Source organism: Erwinia plantamica (assembly GCF_043420595.1).
In the GTDB taxonomy this organism is placed as follows: Bacteria; Pseudomonadota; Gammaproteobacteria; order Enterobacterales; family Enterobacteriaceae; genus Erwinia; species Erwinia aeris.
This window is the reverse complement of the sequence record NZ_JBGCUC010000015.1, coordinates 104,305-121,245: the sequence shown is the minus strand read 5'-3', so window position 1 is coordinate 121,245 and position 16,941 is coordinate 104,305. Positions and strand designations below refer to the sequence as shown.

At 55.2% G+C, this 16,941-nt stretch carries 16 protein-coding genes; 1 reads left to right on the top strand and 15 read right to left on the bottom strand.

Features of this window, described 5'->3' with window-relative positions:
* Positions 1-3 precede the first annotated feature (3 nt).
* Positions 4-606, top strand: a complete 603-nt coding sequence (locus AB3U87_RS16235; protein ID WP_301730634.1) for an alpha/beta hydrolase — start codon at positions 4-6, stop codon at positions 604-606.
* Here the strand turns inward: AB3U87_RS16235 and AB3U87_RS16230 are convergent.
* The 15 genes from AB3U87_RS16230 to tssB all read right to left on the bottom strand — a co-directional run bounded on the left by AB3U87_RS16230 (position 584) and on the right by tssB (position 16,913).
* On the bottom strand, positions 584-1,111 hold the full coding sequence (locus AB3U87_RS16230) for a GNAT family N-acetyltransferase (protein ID WP_253456330.1): 528 nt from the start codon (positions 1,109-1,111) through the stop codon (positions 584-586). The two genes, AB3U87_RS16235 and AB3U87_RS16230, sit on opposite strands and share 23 nt — an antisense overlap.
* An 88-nt stretch (positions 1,112-1,199) precedes the next feature.
* Positions 1,200-1,595 carry a polyketide cyclase gene (locus AB3U87_RS16225; RefSeq protein ID WP_253456333.1) on the bottom strand — a complete coding sequence of 132 codons (396 nt, stop codon included), beginning with the start codon at positions 1,593-1,595 and terminating at the stop codon, positions 1,200-1,202.
* 75 nt (positions 1,596-1,670) lie between these two features.
* Positions 1,671-2,159, bottom strand: coding sequence for a type VI secretion system baseplate subunit TssE (locus AB3U87_RS16220; protein ID WP_253456336.1), 489 nt, complete (start codon positions 2,157-2,159; stop codon positions 1,671-1,673).
* A gap of 3 nt (positions 2,160-2,162) precedes the next feature.
* Positions 2,163-2,966, bottom strand: a complete 804-nt coding sequence (locus AB3U87_RS16215) for a type VI secretion system accessory protein TagJ (RefSeq protein WP_253456339.1) — start codon at positions 2,964-2,966, stop codon at positions 2,163-2,165.
* A 17-nt stretch (positions 2,967-2,983) separates the two neighbouring features.
* The gene (locus AB3U87_RS16210) at positions 2,984-3,796 is read right to left on the bottom strand and encodes a TagK domain-containing protein (RefSeq protein WP_301730632.1); all 813 of its coding nucleotides are present in this window, start codon (positions 3,794-3,796) and stop codon (positions 2,984-2,986) included.
* Positions 3,797-3,811: 15 nt separating this feature from the next.
* Positions 3,812-4,078: a PAAR domain-containing protein gene (locus AB3U87_RS16205; protein ID WP_253456345.1), complete on the bottom strand. Its 267-nt coding sequence runs from the start codon at positions 4,076-4,078 to the stop codon at positions 3,812-3,814.
* Positions 4,079-4,196: 118 nt separating this feature from the next.
* Positions 4,197-6,419 (bottom strand): type VI secretion system Vgr family protein, encoded by a 2,223-nt coding sequence (locus AB3U87_RS16200; RefSeq protein WP_477181479.1) that lies wholly within the window; start codon positions 6,417-6,419, stop codon positions 4,197-4,199.
* Between the two features lie 59 nt (positions 6,420-6,478).
* A complete protein-coding gene (locus tag AB3U87_RS16195; protein WP_394149733.1) occupies positions 6,479-7,108 on the bottom strand; it encodes a hypothetical protein in 630 nt (209 codons plus the stop codon).
* A 22-nt stretch (positions 7,109-7,130) separates the two neighbouring features.
* Positions 7,131-10,955, bottom strand: a complete 3,825-nt coding sequence (gene tssM / locus AB3U87_RS16190) for a type VI secretion system membrane subunit TssM (protein WP_394149731.1) — start codon at positions 10,953-10,955, stop codon at positions 7,131-7,133.
* A 10-nt stretch (positions 10,956-10,965) separates the two neighbouring features.
* A complete protein-coding gene (gene tssL / locus AB3U87_RS16185; RefSeq protein WP_301252822.1) occupies positions 10,966-12,315 on the bottom strand; it encodes a type VI secretion system protein TssL, long form in 1,350 nt (449 codons plus the stop codon).
* Positions 12,315-13,661, bottom strand: a complete 1,347-nt coding sequence (tssK, locus tag AB3U87_RS16180; protein ID WP_301252824.1) for a type VI secretion system baseplate subunit TssK — start codon at positions 13,659-13,661, stop codon at positions 12,315-12,317. Before tssK ends, tssL begins: the two co-directional genes overlap by 1 nt.
* Positions 13,662-13,664: 3 nt before the next feature.
* Complete coding sequence (gene tssJ / locus AB3U87_RS16175; protein ID WP_370734908.1) at positions 13,665-14,189, bottom strand: type VI secretion system lipoprotein TssJ; 525 nt, start codon at positions 14,187-14,189, stop codon at positions 13,665-13,667.
* A gap of 82 nt (positions 14,190-14,271) precedes the next feature.
* On the bottom strand, positions 14,272-14,757 hold the full coding sequence (locus tag AB3U87_RS16170) for an Hcp family type VI secretion system effector (RefSeq protein ID WP_253456364.1): 486 nt from the start codon (positions 14,755-14,757) through the stop codon (positions 14,272-14,274).
* Between the two features lie 111 nt (positions 14,758-14,868).
* Positions 14,869-16,356 carry a type VI secretion system contractile sheath large subunit gene (gene tssC / locus AB3U87_RS16165; RefSeq protein ID WP_394149750.1) on the bottom strand — a complete coding sequence of 496 codons (1,488 nt, stop codon included), beginning with the start codon at positions 16,354-16,356 and terminating at the stop codon, positions 14,869-14,871.
* A gap of 23 nt (positions 16,357-16,379) precedes the next feature.
* The gene (gene tssB, locus AB3U87_RS16160; protein WP_125289338.1) at positions 16,380-16,913 is read right to left on the bottom strand and encodes a type VI secretion system contractile sheath small subunit; all 534 of its coding nucleotides are present in this window, start codon (positions 16,911-16,913) and stop codon (positions 16,380-16,382) included.
* Positions 16,914-16,941 lie beyond the last annotated feature (28 nt).

The window sequence follows — 16,941 nt, the reverse complement described above, 5'->3', positions numbered from 1 at the left end:
CCCGTGACGAAAGGATTGATTATTTTACTGCACGGCGTCGGCAGCAACGGTAAGGATCTGGCCGGACTGGGCGCGCATTGGGCAGAAGGTTTGCCTCGGGTGGCTTTCACCAGTCCCAATGCGCCCTTTCCTTTTGAACACGGCGCCGGCTATCAGTGGTTTAGCCTGAGCGGCGTCACGTCTGCTAATCGGGCGGAGCGGGTTTATCACGCGCGGGAGGCTTTCGATCGCCAACTTAGCGCTATTCTGGCAATCCACCAGATGCAGGATCGTCTGGAGAACGTGATGCTGGTCGGCTTTTCCCAGGGCAGCATTATGGCGCTGGACGCCGTAGTTTCCGGGCGCTGGCCGGTAGCGGGCGTGGTGGCGTTTTCCGGCAGGCTGGCGTCGCCGCTGCCTTATGACATGCCGGCGAAAACGCCGGTCATGCTGATCCACGGCATGGCAGACAGCGTTATTCCCTGTGCGGAAAGCGAAGCGGCAGCCAGGCAGCTACGCGAGCTGGGCGCGGTCGTCAGCACCCAATTTGACGCGTCGGTTGGCCATACTATTTCCGCCCAGGGCGCACGCAGCGCCAGCGAATTTATCGCGACGTGCCTGGCGTAGCCGCGCCGTCGTTCAGCCGTTTCTGGTAAAACGCCAGATTCAGCCAGCGGTCGAACTTCCAGGCGACCTCGTTCAGCGTTCCGGCCAGCGTAAAGCCTTTTTTCTCATGCAGAACAATGCTGGCGCGGTTATCCGCGTCAATACTGCCGATCATCAGATGCATTCCTTTTTCCCGCCCCTGCTCAACGATCGCGTCCAGCAGCGTTTTACCCAGTCCCTGCCCGCGAAAATCGGGGTGGATATAAATTGAATGCTCAACGGTAAACTGGCAGGCGGCGTGCACGCGAAAAGTGCCGTAGCTGGCAAAGCCCATTAGCCTGCCCGCCTCATCCTCAACGCCGATAACCGGGAAATCATGCTGCCTTTTAACGGCGAACCAGCTCTGCATACTTTCCGGCTGGCGCGGCTCGTAGTCATAGAGCGCGGTAGAATTAACAATAGCGTCGTTGAAAATGGCCAGAATAGCGGCGCTGTGGCGGTCTTCGGTGCAGGTAACGATCTTCATTGCTGGCTGACGTCCTTAATGAGTGGCGATGCGCATAAACAACGGCGGCAGATGGGCCGCTTCGGGCAAAACAGATCGGCGCGGCGGCTCAGGTGGTCAGCAGCGTATGCAGCCTCTGTAAATCTTGCTGGACCGTCGCGATCTCTTCGGCAAATTTTTCCTCGGAGGTAAAGGGCTGCCGGAAGATCGTCATCAGCACTTCCGATCCCTCTTCGTTGCCAACCACCCGCATCGGCACCACTGTCTCCTTGCCAAAACCGGTATCCACGTAGCGATCCATTACGCCATAAGGGTTGTGATCGGTGAAACGGATTTTTTTCGCGCTTTCCGCCCCGACGATTTTCCACCAGGTGCCGTCCTGCTCCAGCGTCGTTTCGCTAAGGGCGCCGATCCATTTCGGAAAATAGTCGGGTTTCCAGATGGTCTCGTAAAGATCAACCCAGTTACGGGGGATGGTCAGACTGATGGTTTGCGATGGCAGCATAGGGCCTCCTGAATTTTTATCGTCAGGGGATTTAACCATCGGCAGGTAAGGATGAAAAGGGGCGGCGGCCCGCCCTTAAAAAGATTTTAACGCTACCTTCGCCGTTTCCGCATCATAAGCGCCTTTCAGGCTGAGATCGACAGGCTGCGGCTGCCAGTTAATCAAGCCGCCTATCTCAAACAGCACCTGACCGTTTTGTCCCGGCGCCCTCTCTGTCACCGGCCGTACCAGCAGCGTTTCCGGAATAATTCTTGGCTCGAAGCGCAGCAGCGCGTTGCGGATGTTTTTCTCAATAATGTGCCAGCTATGGTGGCTGGCATATTTGCCCGTCAGCGGCGCTACGCCATAGTTAAAAACGGAGACCATTAACGCGCCGTGCCGGGCTTCATCCAGCTGTTCTTCAAGGTTCGTGCTGTTAAGCAGGCAGGCGATATCCTTTTGCACGATGGCGCGCAACTCTTTAGCGCTCACATAGCAGGCATCGTAGCTTTCACGCTTTTTTTTCGGCTCGTCGTCCAGCAGCCTTTCCAGCAGCGTAGGCGAAAAACTCTGTTTTCTTTCCATTGCCTACACCTGGCCAAAGCGGATTTCGGCCACTTCCAGCAGGGAAAATTCCCCACTATCAGTAATCAGCACCTTTCTGCCAGCGCCCGTCGCCAGCATAGCGGAAACCTGCTGCCATTCGCTAAGCAGCCCCAGCTTCTCGCTCTGTTCCGCTTCAGCGGTAAGGGGATAGCGGGCAGGCACGTAGCCGTAGTGAAACTCGCCGTCTGTTTTAATATGGGCGGGCGTCCAAATCAGATCGAGCAGATCTTCAGGTCGACGAACGTGCAGCAGCTGCAGCGAGGAAAAAGGCACCTGACGATAGCCGCCAGCGCTGATAAATTCGCAGGCTGGCCCGATACGCCCGTCGCTGTCCGCTATCCAGGCGAACCTTCCCGTTATCTCCCCGCTGCCGGCGCTTTCCGGGGCCAGAGAAAAGGCCTGCTGACGAAGCGTCTCGGCCCGTTCCGGCTCGTTTTCCGCCTGGGCTTTGTTCGCCTGATGCAGCAGCGTCATCCATTCCGGTGCGGCGGCGGTAAACAGGCCAGGGCTGCGTTTACCCGCCAGCACGTCTTCCCGCATCAGCTCGCTGAGGATCAGGTTCTTGCCCAGCTCGCACTGCTTTGGCTCGACGTCATCCAGCAGGGCCAGCGTTTGCAGCTGCATCAGCGCTTTTTCCCATCGTCCATCAAGGCAGTACAGGCCGAACAGCGCGTTGCGACACGCGCTATCGTCAGGACGCGCTTTGACGTTCGCGGCCGCCTCCGCAATCAGATCGCTTAACGAGGTGGTTTTCAGCAGTGCGGTTAAAGATTTTGCATCATGCATAATGGGTCCATCCTGGGTTAATAAGGGCTGTCCAGCCCGGGCTTATAAAGATCGTGGAAAACCAGTTCCGGTATGGTCTGCTTCTCTTTTGAAGCGATATTTTCCGGAGCCAGCAGTTTTAAAATATCCGTTTTTTCATCATCGAAAATCAGCGGGCCGGTTGTCCCTTCAACGTTCAGCTCCGTCCAGACCTTATCAATCAGCGAAGGCGTCTGGATCAGGCATTCCGTCAACGTTTTCGCCTTCATCTCCTCCCGGACGGCCTCAAAGTAATCATCGCAGTCGGGAAGCCGGGTCAGCGTAGGGCGTTCCTGGGCTACGTGGCGGTGCTGCTCGCCCCAGATAAGAAACTTTTTGTATTCTTCCTCCAGCGCTTCAAGAATGTCCGCGGCGGCTTCTGTCTCCGCCGCCGCGGCCTCGTTAAGGTAGCGATAATCGCCCATATAGTGCCCGCCGCTGGGCAAAATATCGTCCACTTCGGGTAGCGGCCTTTTCTGCAGGGGATCGCCGTCAAGCAGCATATGGCACAGCGCCTCTCCCGGCACGTCTTCATCATCCACTACGGTAAAGCCATAGTGACCCAGCTGGATCGCCGCATTAAGGCGGAGCACGCGGCGCTCGCCCTCTGCCACTCTGCCGTTATCAACCAGACAAAGCAGATCCTTACAGGTATTGAAGATAACTGGCCCGCCAGGCGAGCGGTAAAACCACAGGGCGTCCGACGAACCGGCCTCGCTAAATTGCCCGTTTTGCGGATTGAAGCAGACCGGGCGTTCGACGGTATAACTTTCGCCAAGCGGGAAAGCGGGCTGATTATCGGGCCAGGTCATTAGCAGCTGCACGAGTTAACCGCCGATAGTCACGTTGCCGGAACCGGAGACAACGGCTGCGCCGCAACCGGTGACGTCACCCAGCCGTGCTGCATTGCAGTTGTTGATAAATACGCTGCCCGATCCTGACGCGACGGGCGCGCCGCCATGAAAAGCGCACACTGCGGCGCTGATGCCTGCTGCTGCAGCGCAACAGCCGTTAGTGTGTACATTCCCCGATCCGCTTACTATTGCTCCGCCATGTGCGATTGCATCGCCAAGTCTGGCTGCGCAGCTTCCCATTTTTCACCTCATCTTGCTGTTGGGCTGATGCCAGCCCGGTTACTGATAAAACGCCTGGGGCAACGACGGGCTGGCTATAACGCCGCCGGCTGCTACCCCATGCGCGGTTAAACCACTCTCAAGGCATGGTCGGCACAGGCGTGGTCCTGCCGCCCGGGGGAACGGTAGGCACCGGCGTGGGTATAGTCGGGGCTGGCGTGGGTATAGTCGGCGACGGTGCCGGGGAAGTCGGCGTTGGTACAGGCAGTGGGGGCAGCGGGAAGGGAAGAGCGGCAAACCCAAAAACGCTCAGGCTGGGCACGCCCGCGACAAAGCCGCCGCCGCCGCCGCCGCCACAGCTACAGCAGCTACAGCAATCGCCAGGATTTAAATCGACCTGTCCTCCCTGAAGCACGATATGGTTAGCGCACAGGATAATTTTACCCGCGCAAAGTGAAAGCACGCCGCCTGCCGTTAATGACATAGCGCCACCTGCAACCATGCCGATGTAGCCACCGACGGCAAGCGAGTAATACCCGCCCACGTTATTCATAAAAGCGCCGCCGACGTTAATCCCTTTCGCACCGCCTATCGACTCGGACTGCGCGCCGCCAACCGTAAAGCCCAGCGCGCCGCCGACCATTAACGAGCTACTGCCATTTACCGTGGTGGATTCATTAACGCCAACCACTCTGTTGCTGTTAACACCGATGCTGACAGAGCGCGTCGCGCCGACGGCAAGATCGGAGTTCAGCCCGATGGTTTGCGTTTCATTACGCTTGGTCAGGCGGGACATATCGCGCTCGGCCTGTTCCCAGTACTGCTCCAGCCCTGGTTTATCCTCAAACTGGATGCCGTTAAAGTTGGTGCGTCCGCCACCTACCGTGCGGCTCACTAATCCGCTTTGCGTGGCGTTGGCAGGCAGATCCCACGGCGGCATGGTGACGTTGTTATAAAGGCTGCCGATCACCAGCGGACGATCCGGATCGCCGTTAATGAAGTCCACGATCACTTCATGACCGACGCGTGGGATATAGATCCCGCCAAAATTGTTGCCGGCCCACGCCTGGCTGACGCGGATCCAGCAGGAATCCGTTTCGCGGTTGTGCCCGTAGCGATCCCATAAAAAGCGCACTTTTATGCGGCCCCAGGTATCCGTCCAGATATCTTCGCCCGGCGGCCCTACCACTACAGCCGTCTGCGGCCCGCTGGTTTTTGGGCGCAGCGCCAGCTGAGGATGGCGATAAATCTTGGTGGTAGGCTGAACGGTGAAATGGCTTTGATAACTGAAATCCCCCATCCCCGTCACCTGGCTGACATCGCTAACGATCAGCTCGCTGGAGATGACCATATATTCCCGGTTCGCTTTCTCCAGCGGGTAATTTTGCAGCTCGAAGTTGGTGCCGCATACCACGCCCCGCAGTTCGCCGGAGCCGGATGCTCTTGATCCGATCGCGCCCCGCTCTTCCATACGGACTTTCGCCAGCTGTTCGCCGATATCTGGCCGATCGTAATCGCCGGGCCAGTGGTAAAGCTCCATGTCGTTAAAGGTGGTTTGACGAGGCTTGCTGTCGGCAGCCGATATATCCGCTCGGGATTTTGTAAAATCGTAATCGTTGGTATACCACCGGCCGGAGGTAATGGTTTCCTGAAATTCAAAACGGGTAATATATTCCTGCCCGGCTTTGGGTTCGCTCGGCATATATTGCAGCACATGCCAGGCCTCGCTGGAAAAACGCTTGTGCGCGCCAACGTGATCCACCAGCACCAGCTTATGCTTCTGGTCTTCATGCTCAAAAAACCAATAAATCCCCCACTCCTCCATCAGGCGCTCGATAAAATTAAAATCCGTTTCACCGTATTGCACCTGAAAATCCAGCTGGGGATAAGAACCGGTTAGCCGTTTTTCCAGCGGAAAGTTATATTCCTCCAGCACCTCGTCAATAATCTCCACCACCGTTTTTTGCTGGAAGATCTTGAAGTCGGAGGTCAGCTCCGTCAGGTAAAGCCAGGGGCGAAGGATAATTTCAAAGATGGCCTGATTCGCATCCCGCCCCAGAAACCTGGCACGCTGCACCAGGCCGGAGATTTCCCGGCTGCCCGCGCCGATGCCCATCAATTCATCCAGCCCGTTGCCGTCCAGCTCTATCGACACGGTCATCTCTTTACCGATCAGTGCTTTAATATCCACGTTCGCCGCTGACTGCCAGGGAATAAGATCGCTGGCTGGCGTTTTGGCAGTTAGCTTGTAGGTATATAAAGAAGAGAACGACTCCTTGCCTTCCAGCTTCGTTAATACCAGCGCGGTTTCACCCAGCAAAAGCGGCATTGCTGAGCTGCTTAACGTTATGGTTCTTGCCATATCAACACCTAATCCTTGGTTTGTATTGCACCCTAAGGGAGCGCCTCTCCCTCTCCTTTTCAGCAGATAATGTGCTGCGAATCGATAATTTTGCCGTAGCGGCTTTGCCGCCAGAGCCACGCTTTGCGATCCGTCTGGATAATTTCCGGCCAGTCCGGCCAGGGCATGCTGCCGACGCCTTTTTCCTCCGTGATGCTTCTGTCGTACTCGCTCAGCTCCGCCAACAGCAAATCCGCATGATAACTGAAGCGATAGCGCTCATTAAGCAGCCGTTCGCGAAACGGGGAGTAGTGAGACCGTAATAAATTAACCCATTTTTTCAAATAGATATCTTGATTAACCACGCCATCCTGATTTTGCTGCGCCATCATAATTCTCGCCAGCCAGAAGGCGATATGAAAATCAGACGCCAGTTCCTTTTGCAGCCATTGCACGCTGACGGCGGCGTAAATGGCCGAAAGCCCCGCCGCGCGGCTGTTGACCAATGCCCCCACGTAAAAGCGGCCTTTTTTCCGCAACGGCGGCAGAATAAAGCACCACGGGTAATGCGCCGGTAAAAGCTGTCCGGGCAGCGTCGACTGCATCGCCGGCACCACTTTTGCGGCCAGTACGGCGGCGACTTTTTTCCGCTCTCTGCCTGGCAATAACGTTCGCGCCTCTTTGCCAATAATACCGGTACGAATGGCCATATGCCGCTCCGTGCCCCACGGCTTAAAATGCGCCGGGACAGTTAAAATTTTTCAGTAAATCCACGATAAGCTCATCGTTCCAGGTCAGGCCGGTGACCTCGATTTTGACGGGCCGCTGATGCAGATTAAACAGCAGCACCGGCTGGCCGCCAGGCGAAGTCCCAATATCGTTGACGGTATCCAGCCAGCGCATCAGCGCCCAGGGACCGGTGAAGGTCAGGCCGTTTTCCTGCCCCAGAATGCGCGGCTTGGTGCTCATATTGACGACGGATTCCGCACGCGCGCCCGGCCAGTGAAAAAGTTTTGGCGTAACCGGGCCGTGCGAATACCCCATTACGCTGCCGTCAAAGTTGAGGTTAAGCTGGGTAACCGAAGGATCCAGGTAGGGAATGGAAACGGAGAAATCGATACCCGGCGTGCGGCCGCCGTTCTGGAAGAAAGCGCTGCGGATCGCAGCGGCCTGCTCAAAAACATCCAGCGCGTCTGAATCCTGGCTATTAATATCGCCGCGATAGCGCCAGGGCCTTGCTGCCGTATCAACTTTGTCGGCCAGTTTTTTTTGAAAATAGTCATCCAGCACGCCGCCCGTGGCGAAAAAGCGCTCAAAGTCACGCAGGCTGACTTCCTCACTGTTATCCGCAAAAGGATAGCGGCCCTGCAAAGTGTTGCGGCACACTCCGCCCGGCCCTGAGGCGATGGTTTTATTGCTGCTGTAGACGATCTGATGATTGACCCGTCGGTAAGCGCCGTTCAGCAGCGGCGCGATAATATATTTAAAAGGGTCGGGCCAGACGGCGGACTCCGCGCTCAGCCGCTGTCCTGCGTCGGACACCGACGGCAGATTGCCGTTTTTGATCGCGCTGTCGGAGATGACCAGCAGCGTGTACTGATCGTTCAGCACGCCCATAATCTGGTGCAGTTTAGTACCGGAAGCCGCGCCCATGCCTTTTTCGCCGCCGCCCACGAATTCACGCAGCGGCACAAAATAGTTATCCACGCCCTGACGCAGCGCTTTTTTCTCCTGAGCGGCCAGCGCCAGATTAAGCTTTGAGGCGGCATCCACCAGTCGACTGTTGGATAATCCTGAGCTGCTGACACGCTGGTTTTTTAGCAGGTTATCCTGCTGATCCACGGCAAGCGTGGTTTCCCTGACGGCGCGCCTCGCCAGATTTACCAGCGGCGAGTGGGTAGAAACCAGCGTGCGCAGCATGTAGATATCAAAAGAAAGCCCGGTATTGTTCTGGTCTGCATCCTCGCTTTTCAGCCGGATGCTTTGCAAAAAAGCCTGCCATCGCCGCGTATACTCCTTCAGATAAAGCGTCATCAGGGCTTCGCGCGTCGGATCGACAATGCCCGATCCTCTGTCCACCTTCAGCGCTTTCAGGGCGCTTTGCGCCTCGCTATTGCCCATTACCCAGCTATCTTCAGCCTGTAACGCCCGCACGCTGTCGCCCAGCTTTTTTTTAAAAACGTGGTGATAGCCTTCCCAGGTAAACAGTCCAGGCATCCCTTTTTCCGCCAGCGCCTCATCGGTAAGGGTAAAAATCTGACCGGCGTCCTCATCGGTCATTTTGCTTAAGGTCAGATTCTCCGGCGCTTCCGCCTGCATCTGCGCTATCACGCGTGCATAAAGTCGATTAACCGGCGTGTTGCGATTAAGTATTTCGCGCGCTTCCGCCACCAGGTTTTTATCCGGTTGCTGGCCATACTGCCGCCAGTCCGGGCGGCTGAATAACGCCTCAAGATGGGCGATAAACAGGCTCCTTTCTTCATAAGGCTGGAGCTTTCCGGCATTGTCCCACTGCCGGGCAATCTCGCTGACCAGCCATGCCCGATCGAACTGGCCCTGTCCTGCCAGCATCAGATAACGTTTAAGCGCGTTGTAAAGTGTCGCAGGATCGCGTTCATAAACGGCGCTCTGCAAAGCCTCATGCGCCTGTTGTTCGATTTGCGGAAACAGCAGCCGCTGCAGAAAATAGTGGTAAAGGCCGTCGGCATCGTGGGTTAAACGCTTGCCGACATAAAGGCCATAGCGGAAAGGAAGATCGGGATGCAACACGTCAAGGCCGTTAAATTCAGGCAGATAGTGCGCCAGATTCAGCAGCAGCGGCAGCTTGCCGGGATCCGCCGCCTGTTGATAGCTTTTGACCTCTGCTTCCAGCCTGGTCGCTTTTTCCCCGGCCGCGACAAGGTAGCCGCCGTTATGATGATAGCTGTGGTAGATCCCGCTCAGTAACCAGCAGCAGGCCGCGATGCAAAGCATATGACCAAAGAAGTTCTGGAAGCGATATTTTGACTCTACCCGTAAATTGCGCCGCACCAGATCGCCATCTTTCAGGATGATGTCGGAAAACAGGGATTTCAGAAAATAGTGCCTGCCCCAGGCAACATCCCTGACCAGAGCCTCGCTCTCACCAGTCAGCGAAGCTGGATAAGCCAACGGCACCGTCTGTCGGTTAGCAATATAGTTGCGCCACTTCTGCATCAGCGTCCCGTTATTGACCATAACGGTATCCTCAGGCTGGTGGCTGCTGACAAAGTAGATACCGCGCAGCGAGGTATAGCCCTGATTTTCATCATAGCGTGAGGCGAAGAAAATCGTCTGCGCCACTTCCGTTACGCTGTCCAGCAGCATGCGGAAATCCTGCGGCAGCACGTACATGCGCTTTCTGTCCGTATTGCTGTATTCCTCCTGTTGGCGCACCGTCATTGCCTTTTCCAGACGATTTTCCAGCAGCGCAAATTCCGCTCCGACCCGTTCGCGCAGATCGCCAATGCCGGTTTTCACCTCTTCCCCCCAGGGGAAAGTCACGCCCCATACCTGCTCGCGCTCCTGCTCGGTCAGGCTGCGGAAATATTCGGCGAACCCCATCAGCCGATCCAGTTTGGTAATCAGCATATAAACCGGAAAGCATACCCCCAGTCTGCTGCGCATCGCCTCCAGCCTGGCGCGAACTTTCGCGGCCAGATCGTAGAGCTCCGTTTTATTTTTACCCATTACGTCGGTCACGCCGATCGCCACAATCACGCCGTTAATCGCCTCTATCGGACGATATTTTTTAATGGCCTTGATAATACCGTCCCACTCCGGCTGCTCGTCCGACGAAACAAGATATTTTCCGGCCGTGTCGATAAACAGCGCGTCATTCGCAAACCAGCACTCACAGTTACGGGTAGGCGCGCTCTCTTTGCAGACCCTGCTCAGCTGTTCCGGCAGCGGGAAATGCTGGCCCGACGATAAGATCGCCGTGGTTTTTCCCGCGCCCTGCGTCCCGATAGTCATGTACCAGGGAAGCTCGCCGTGCATTTTTCCAAATGAAAAAAACCGCTTAAGCCAGGTACCGTTTTTACGCAGCTGTCTTATATATGCCGCTGCATCACGGATAGCCGCATTAACCTCGCTGACGTCGCCATCGCTTTTAACCTCTTTGCTGCCGAAAAAAGCGTCAAGCAGCTTAGGATTGTTTTTCAGCGCCAGCAGCAGCTTCCAGCCGCCATACAGCAGCGTGACCAGCAGGATAGCGCCAATCAGGCTGGCCCTGGTGGCGATACCGCTTAGCGGATAGCTTTCACCGATCAGCAGGTAAGGCCCAATCGTCCAGACGACAACGCAGGCCGTTGCGGCCAGCAGAAGAAACGACGGTACGTTAAACCACAGCCCAATCAGACAAAGCAGCGCCAGAACAACATAAATCACGCGCGCCTCAACGCCTGCCAGCGGACGCGTGTCGCCAAAGCCCAGCAAAGGGCCGAGAAACCAAACCGCAGCGATAATCAGCATAAAAAAGGCTATGACCATCACTACTTTAAAAACGCGAAGCGAGAACATCCTGTTCAGATTAAACATGGCTAACTCATTAATAGGTCACAAAAAATTCCACGCGCCGGTTCTGCGCACGTCCTTGTGCATGGTTATTACTGCTGACGGGCTGACTCTCTCCGGCGCCCTGAATGCGGATTTTGTCAGGCGCTATCCCTTCGGTAAGAAAATAGCGCGCCACGTCCGTCGCTCGTTTTTCCGACAGCACCTGATTATTGGGAAAAGCTTTTGTCCTGATGGGCGTGGCATCCGTATGCCCTACGATCACTACCCTGCCGTTCACGCGATGAACTTCCTTCGCGACGCGTTTGATAATAGGCTCCATATCGGCGATGACTTTGTCCGATCCTGAAAGGAACACGGAATCGCCACGAAAAACGACCTTGCTCTGACTTTGCGTTTCGTCAACGCTGACCAGCCCCTGCCTGATCTCTTCTTTCAGCAAAATAGCCAGCCGTAGCTTCATTGCCGCTACGGGGCGGCTTATCTTCAGCTGCTGCATTGCGTGGATCCGCTGCTGAAGCGCTATCTGATGCGTACCCAGCCAGTATTTGCACCAAATCCACAGGCTCCCGACCAGCAGACAGCTCAGCAGCAGCGTGACGCGCACGGGCACAATGCGCCTTTTAGATTTTTTCTGGCCGCGTATGGCCGCGCCATGCGGCGACAGCGCTGGCGAGAGCGAGTCGCGCGTGCTTTGAATAAGGGTCAGAAGCCGCTGACGGATTTTCATCAGCTGTCGGTCGCCATCTTCCAGAATGCTGTAGCGGCCCTCAAAACCCAGCCCGAGGATACGCAGCAGCACTTCAAGCACGTCTCCGTACTCGTGGGGATCTATAGAAAGACGGCCAACCAGCAGGAAAAATTTGTTGCCGCCGTCGTTGTCGCCTTCAAAATGGTTAAGGATGTTGCTTTGCGACCAGCCGGTCTGCATTCCCCACGTTGTGGTATGTGCCGCTTCATCCAGCGCGGTACAAAGGCAATAGCGAACGATAGCCATCTTTTTCCAGGCGATATTGACCTCGTCACATACCACGCTAAACAGATTGATGTCGTGTTTCAGGCTTTGTTTCAGCAGCTCGACATGTTCGGGATACGGGATGGTTTCCGGCATCTCGCTAAGCGCGCGCAGCAGTGGCTGGGCGGCTTCGAGCAGCGGATTTTCAGCCGCCCTTACCTTTTGCACCCGCAGCTGTACGCCTTCGCTTTGCAGCAAAACCTCACTTTTCTGGCTGGACCAGCCCTGGATAAACGCATCAGGATCGCCGCGTTCCGGCGTTCCTGGGTTTCCCGGATCGTCATCCAGCAGAAACTTGCCCAGCGCCTGCGGCGTCAACGTTTCTTCGGGCGCGGCATCCGGCGCGGCAGATTGGCTCTCGTCGCGCATCAGCTTCTGACTCCCCAAAGCTCCATATTCAGGTCAGGGAAATCACCTGCAATATGTAACGCCAGCGCGCCGGTTGCGGCAATTTTGTCCCAGAACGGCCCGCTTTGCAGCAGGTCGAAATAGACATAGCCGGCGTGATAAGGGATCTGACGCGGCGGCACCGGCAGCGCCTGTAACACCAGCCCCGGCAGGTGTGAACGAACCAGCTCATGCAGCTGCTGCGGCGCGCTGATTTTCGCCTGCGCCGAAAACTGCTGTTGCAGTACGTCCATCGGCAGCTGAGCGTGTACGGCCAGCACCAGATTAGAAAACTCGCGCAGCTCGCCCGGCAGCATGGCGGCCGTCCAGACGCCATTGCCTTTCGCATGGAGGTCGATCATTTGACCGGCACGGATCAAAATCTGATTCAGCAAATAATGCAGCTCTTCAACCAGCGGACGAACAGAAGGATAAAGCCTGGCGTGATCGTAGCCCGGCGCGCTCACCGGCCGTCGCGTCTGCGTACGGATAAAGGTCGACAGCTCGCCCGAGAATTTCGCCAGCTCCTGATAAAGCACAATTGGCGGCAGCTCGGGCACGTGCCGCAGATGATCCAACACCGGCTCATATTTATTGAAAATTTGCAGCAGCAGATAGTCGACCACTTCGGCGCTGGCGCTGGCTTTGCCGTCGCTATTAGCCAGTCGGCCCGCCAACATATCGGCGCGCATCCTGACCAGACCGTTAAGATGCGTCAGCCATTCGGCTAACAGTGTGCTGGCCGCATAGCCGGTGACCGGCGGAATATAGTCTTCGGTATGCAGCAGCACGCTGCCATCGGGCTGAATGGCCCTGATGCGGGTCAGCGGCAGACCAATCCAGGATTCCGTCATTTCTTTTTCAGAAACCAGATTCAGGCGCAGCCTTGCCAGCTGGACAGGTTTTGGCCCCTGACGGATCGCATTGGTATCGCTCAGCTCCGTTTCAAAAGCGGCGAAGCGCGCCAGCGAACCGCTGTCGCTGAGATCGAAGATGGTTTCGTCGCTGTTATCCAGCCGCAGCGGCACGGCCAGGAAAATCAGCTGCCCCAGATGATCCGGCGTAATAGTCAGCGGTTCAGGCAGTTCGGCATGGCCTGGTATATCAAAAGGCGTGCCGTCCGGCAGCACGCCGCGCCCGGCGCGCAGCACCAGTTTGCCGTAAGAGAGCGCCTCCAGATCGATATCGTATTGCGCAAACCCCCAAAAAAAAGGCGATATCGTTGCCGCTCGCTTGTGGGCGTAATATTCAAAATAGCGTTCCTGCTGCTGAAACAGCTGCGGACGTAAAAACAGTCCTTCGCTCCAGATAACTTTATTTGTTCTCACTGGCTATTCCCTTTTATCAAGCGCGATGGTTAAGGCATCAAAATGTACCGTCAGCACGACCGCTTCTCCGGGCAACACTTTTCGCCACCAGGATCGTTTTTTATTTTTTTTATAAAGCTCCCACGTTTCACTCCATCCCGCGCGGTCGATATCCCGATAGGCGGCGACGATGCCTAATGCAACGGTATCCTTTTCCGGCGTCAGGCTGATTATTCTGTTTTCGCCAGGCTGTAATATGCCTTCATAGACTTTTTTCGCCTCCGCCTGTAAAGCCGGGTCCGCGCCATCGGTAAGCGTAAAGAAATCGCTGTTTTCAAAGTTATCCAACGATTTTAAAAGATAAAAAGTAATATCCAGCGGCGCAGGCTCTCCCTTTTCATTGGGATTAATTTCTTTTGACGCTTCCAGCCTGATAGTTAACTCCGGCTTGGGAGAGTCGCTGAAAGGGGAACGGCAGCCCGCTGACGTTAAAACCGCCAGAATAATAAGCAAACGACTAATGAATCGGGCTATGTTGATTAACTGCATGGTAAATATCACCTTAAAATCCCGAAGCCAGGCCGAAAAGCTTGTCACCCAGGGATGACAAGCTTTTGTATCGCTTAACGTATTAGCTGCTCAGGTTCGCTTTGACGTCATAGCTTGCGGAGATAACGCCAGATTTGCTGCCTTCAGAGTTCTGCATGACGTAATCCTGCGTCACTTTAGTGAAGGAGAATTTAACCAGCTCACGAGGACGGGTTTCATCCTCTGAAGATCCTGACATATCGACACGGGTAATAATGGTGTCGGTAAAGTTAATGGTTAAATATTCCAGCGGATTGCCGCCCGCTTTACGCACCACGAAGACAATGTTTTTAATATGCTTGCCCGTCAGACAGTGGCTTAATAAATTAGGGCTGGCCTTATCGGTGTAATGGGTAAAGCAGAAATCGGCCACGCTTGCCTTGCCTGAGCCGCCGCCGGATCCGCTGTGCATATTGGAATGCTGTGAAACATCCCAATGCCATTCCAGTACCTCAATTTCATTGGTATGTGCGGCATCCAGCGATTCACCTTCAATGCCGTCGATCTTAATAAACATATCTTGTGCCATGATCATTCCCTTATTCAGCACTATTAAAATCGCTACGCCTGCGCGCAGCGTATGTAGTTAAAGCAGCCTTGCGAACAATGCTGCTGTTAACAATATTAAAATCTGCGATCGTTATGCTGCGCCTTTCAACGACGGTAATTTCGCTACCATACGCAGCGAAACGGTCAGGCCTTCCAGCTGGAAATGCGGACGCAGGAAAAATTTCGCCTGGTAATAGCCTGGATTGCCTTCCACATCCTCAACCACCACTTCCGCTGCGGCCAGCGGACGACGCGCTTTGGTTTCAAAAGTGGAATTAACCGGGTCGCCGTCGACATAATTCATTATCCAGTCGTTCAGCCATTTCTGCATTTCATCGCGTTCTTTAAATGTACCGATTTTGTCGCGCACGATGCACTTCAGATAGTGGGCAAAGCGAGAACAGGCAAACATGTAAGGCAGCCGCGCGGAAAGGTTGGCGTTTGCCGTGGCGTCCGGATCGTAATATTCCGCCGGTTTTTGTAACGACTGCGCGCCGATAAAGGCGGCATAATCGGTGTTTTTACGATGAATAAGCGGGATAAAGCCGTTTTTAGCCAGTTCCGCTTCGCGACGATCGGAGATAGCGATCTCCGTTGGGCATTTCATATCAATGCCGCCATCGTCGGTCGGAAAGGTATGGCACGGCAGGCCTTCGACCACGCCGCCGCTTTCCACGCCTCGGATCAGCGTGCACCAGCCATAGTGTTTGAACGAGCGGTTGATATTGACCGCCATCGCATAGGCCGCGTTGGACCAGGCGTACTTGCTGTGATCGGCGCCGTCGGTAGTTTCTTCAAAATTGAAGTCGTCGACGGGATTGGTATGAATGCCATACGGCAAACGCGACAGAAAACGCGGCATTGCCAGGCCGATATAGCGTGAATCTTCCGACTGCCGCAGCGAGTTCCACGCCGCATATTCCAGATTCTGGGTAAAGATCTTGGTCAGATCGCGCGGATTAGCCAGCTCCTGCCAGGAGTCCATCTGCAGCACGGACGGTGCCGCACCGGTAATAAACGGCACGTGCGCAGACGCGGCGATTTTGCCAATGGAGGCCAGCAGATCAACGTCTGGCGCGGTGTGATCGAAATAGTAGTCGGCGACCAGGCAGCCGTAAGGTTCACCCCCCAGCTGGCCATATTCTTCTTCGTATACCTGCTTAAAGAGCGGGCTTTGATCCCAGGCGATCCCTTTAAAGCGCCGCATATTGCGCCTCAGCTCATCTTTGGAAATATCCATAAAACGCAGCTTCAGCTTTTCGTCGGTTTCGGTGTTGTAGACTAAATAATGCAGCCCGCGCCAGGCACTTTCCAGGGACTGGAACTGTGGATGATGCAGGATCAAATTGATCTGTTCGGACAACTTGCGATCGATCTCGGCAATAAAAGCGGCAATATTTTTATAGGCGTCGTCGGCCATGGTGACCGAACTGCTCAGCGCCTGCTCGGCCAGCGTTTTGACCGCGCTCTCTACGGCGGTTTTCGCCTGCTCCGATTTCGGTTTGAACTCCTTGCTTAACAGCGTATTAAAATCGCTGTAGCCTGCGTTGGTCACCTGGTTCTTTTTCTCAGCTTGCATCGACATGATATCCCTCTCTCGCTTTATTCGTTCCCTAATGGGCTGCCGTCTGTTTTCACTGGTTTCGGTGCGGAAGCCAGCGCGGTTAGCAGCGATTTATCCTGTAGCACTTTCATGACCAGACTTTCCGCGCCGGCTTTGCCGTCCATATAGGTTTGCAGATTGGCCAGCTGGGTGCGGGCATCCAGCAGCTGGGAAAGCGAATCCACTTTTTTGGCGATTTCGTCCGGTGAAAAGTCATGAATGCTTTCAAACGTCATATCGATCATCAGCTGCCCTTCCCCGGTCAGGGTATTGGGCACGGCGAAAGCCACGCGCGGTTTCATGGCTTTCATTCGCTCGTCGAAATTATCGATATCAATGCTGAGAAATTTGCGATCGGCAACCGGCGGCAAAGGCTCAATCGCCTTCCCGGACAGATCGGCTAATACGCCCATAACAAAGGGCAATTCTATTTTTTTCTCGCTGCCATAGATCTCCACGTCATATTCAATTTGTACGCGCGGCGCCCTGTTTCTGGCGATAAATTTTTGAGCACTGCCATTTCTTGAAATCATGATATCCCTTTCATCGTGCTTTATTAAA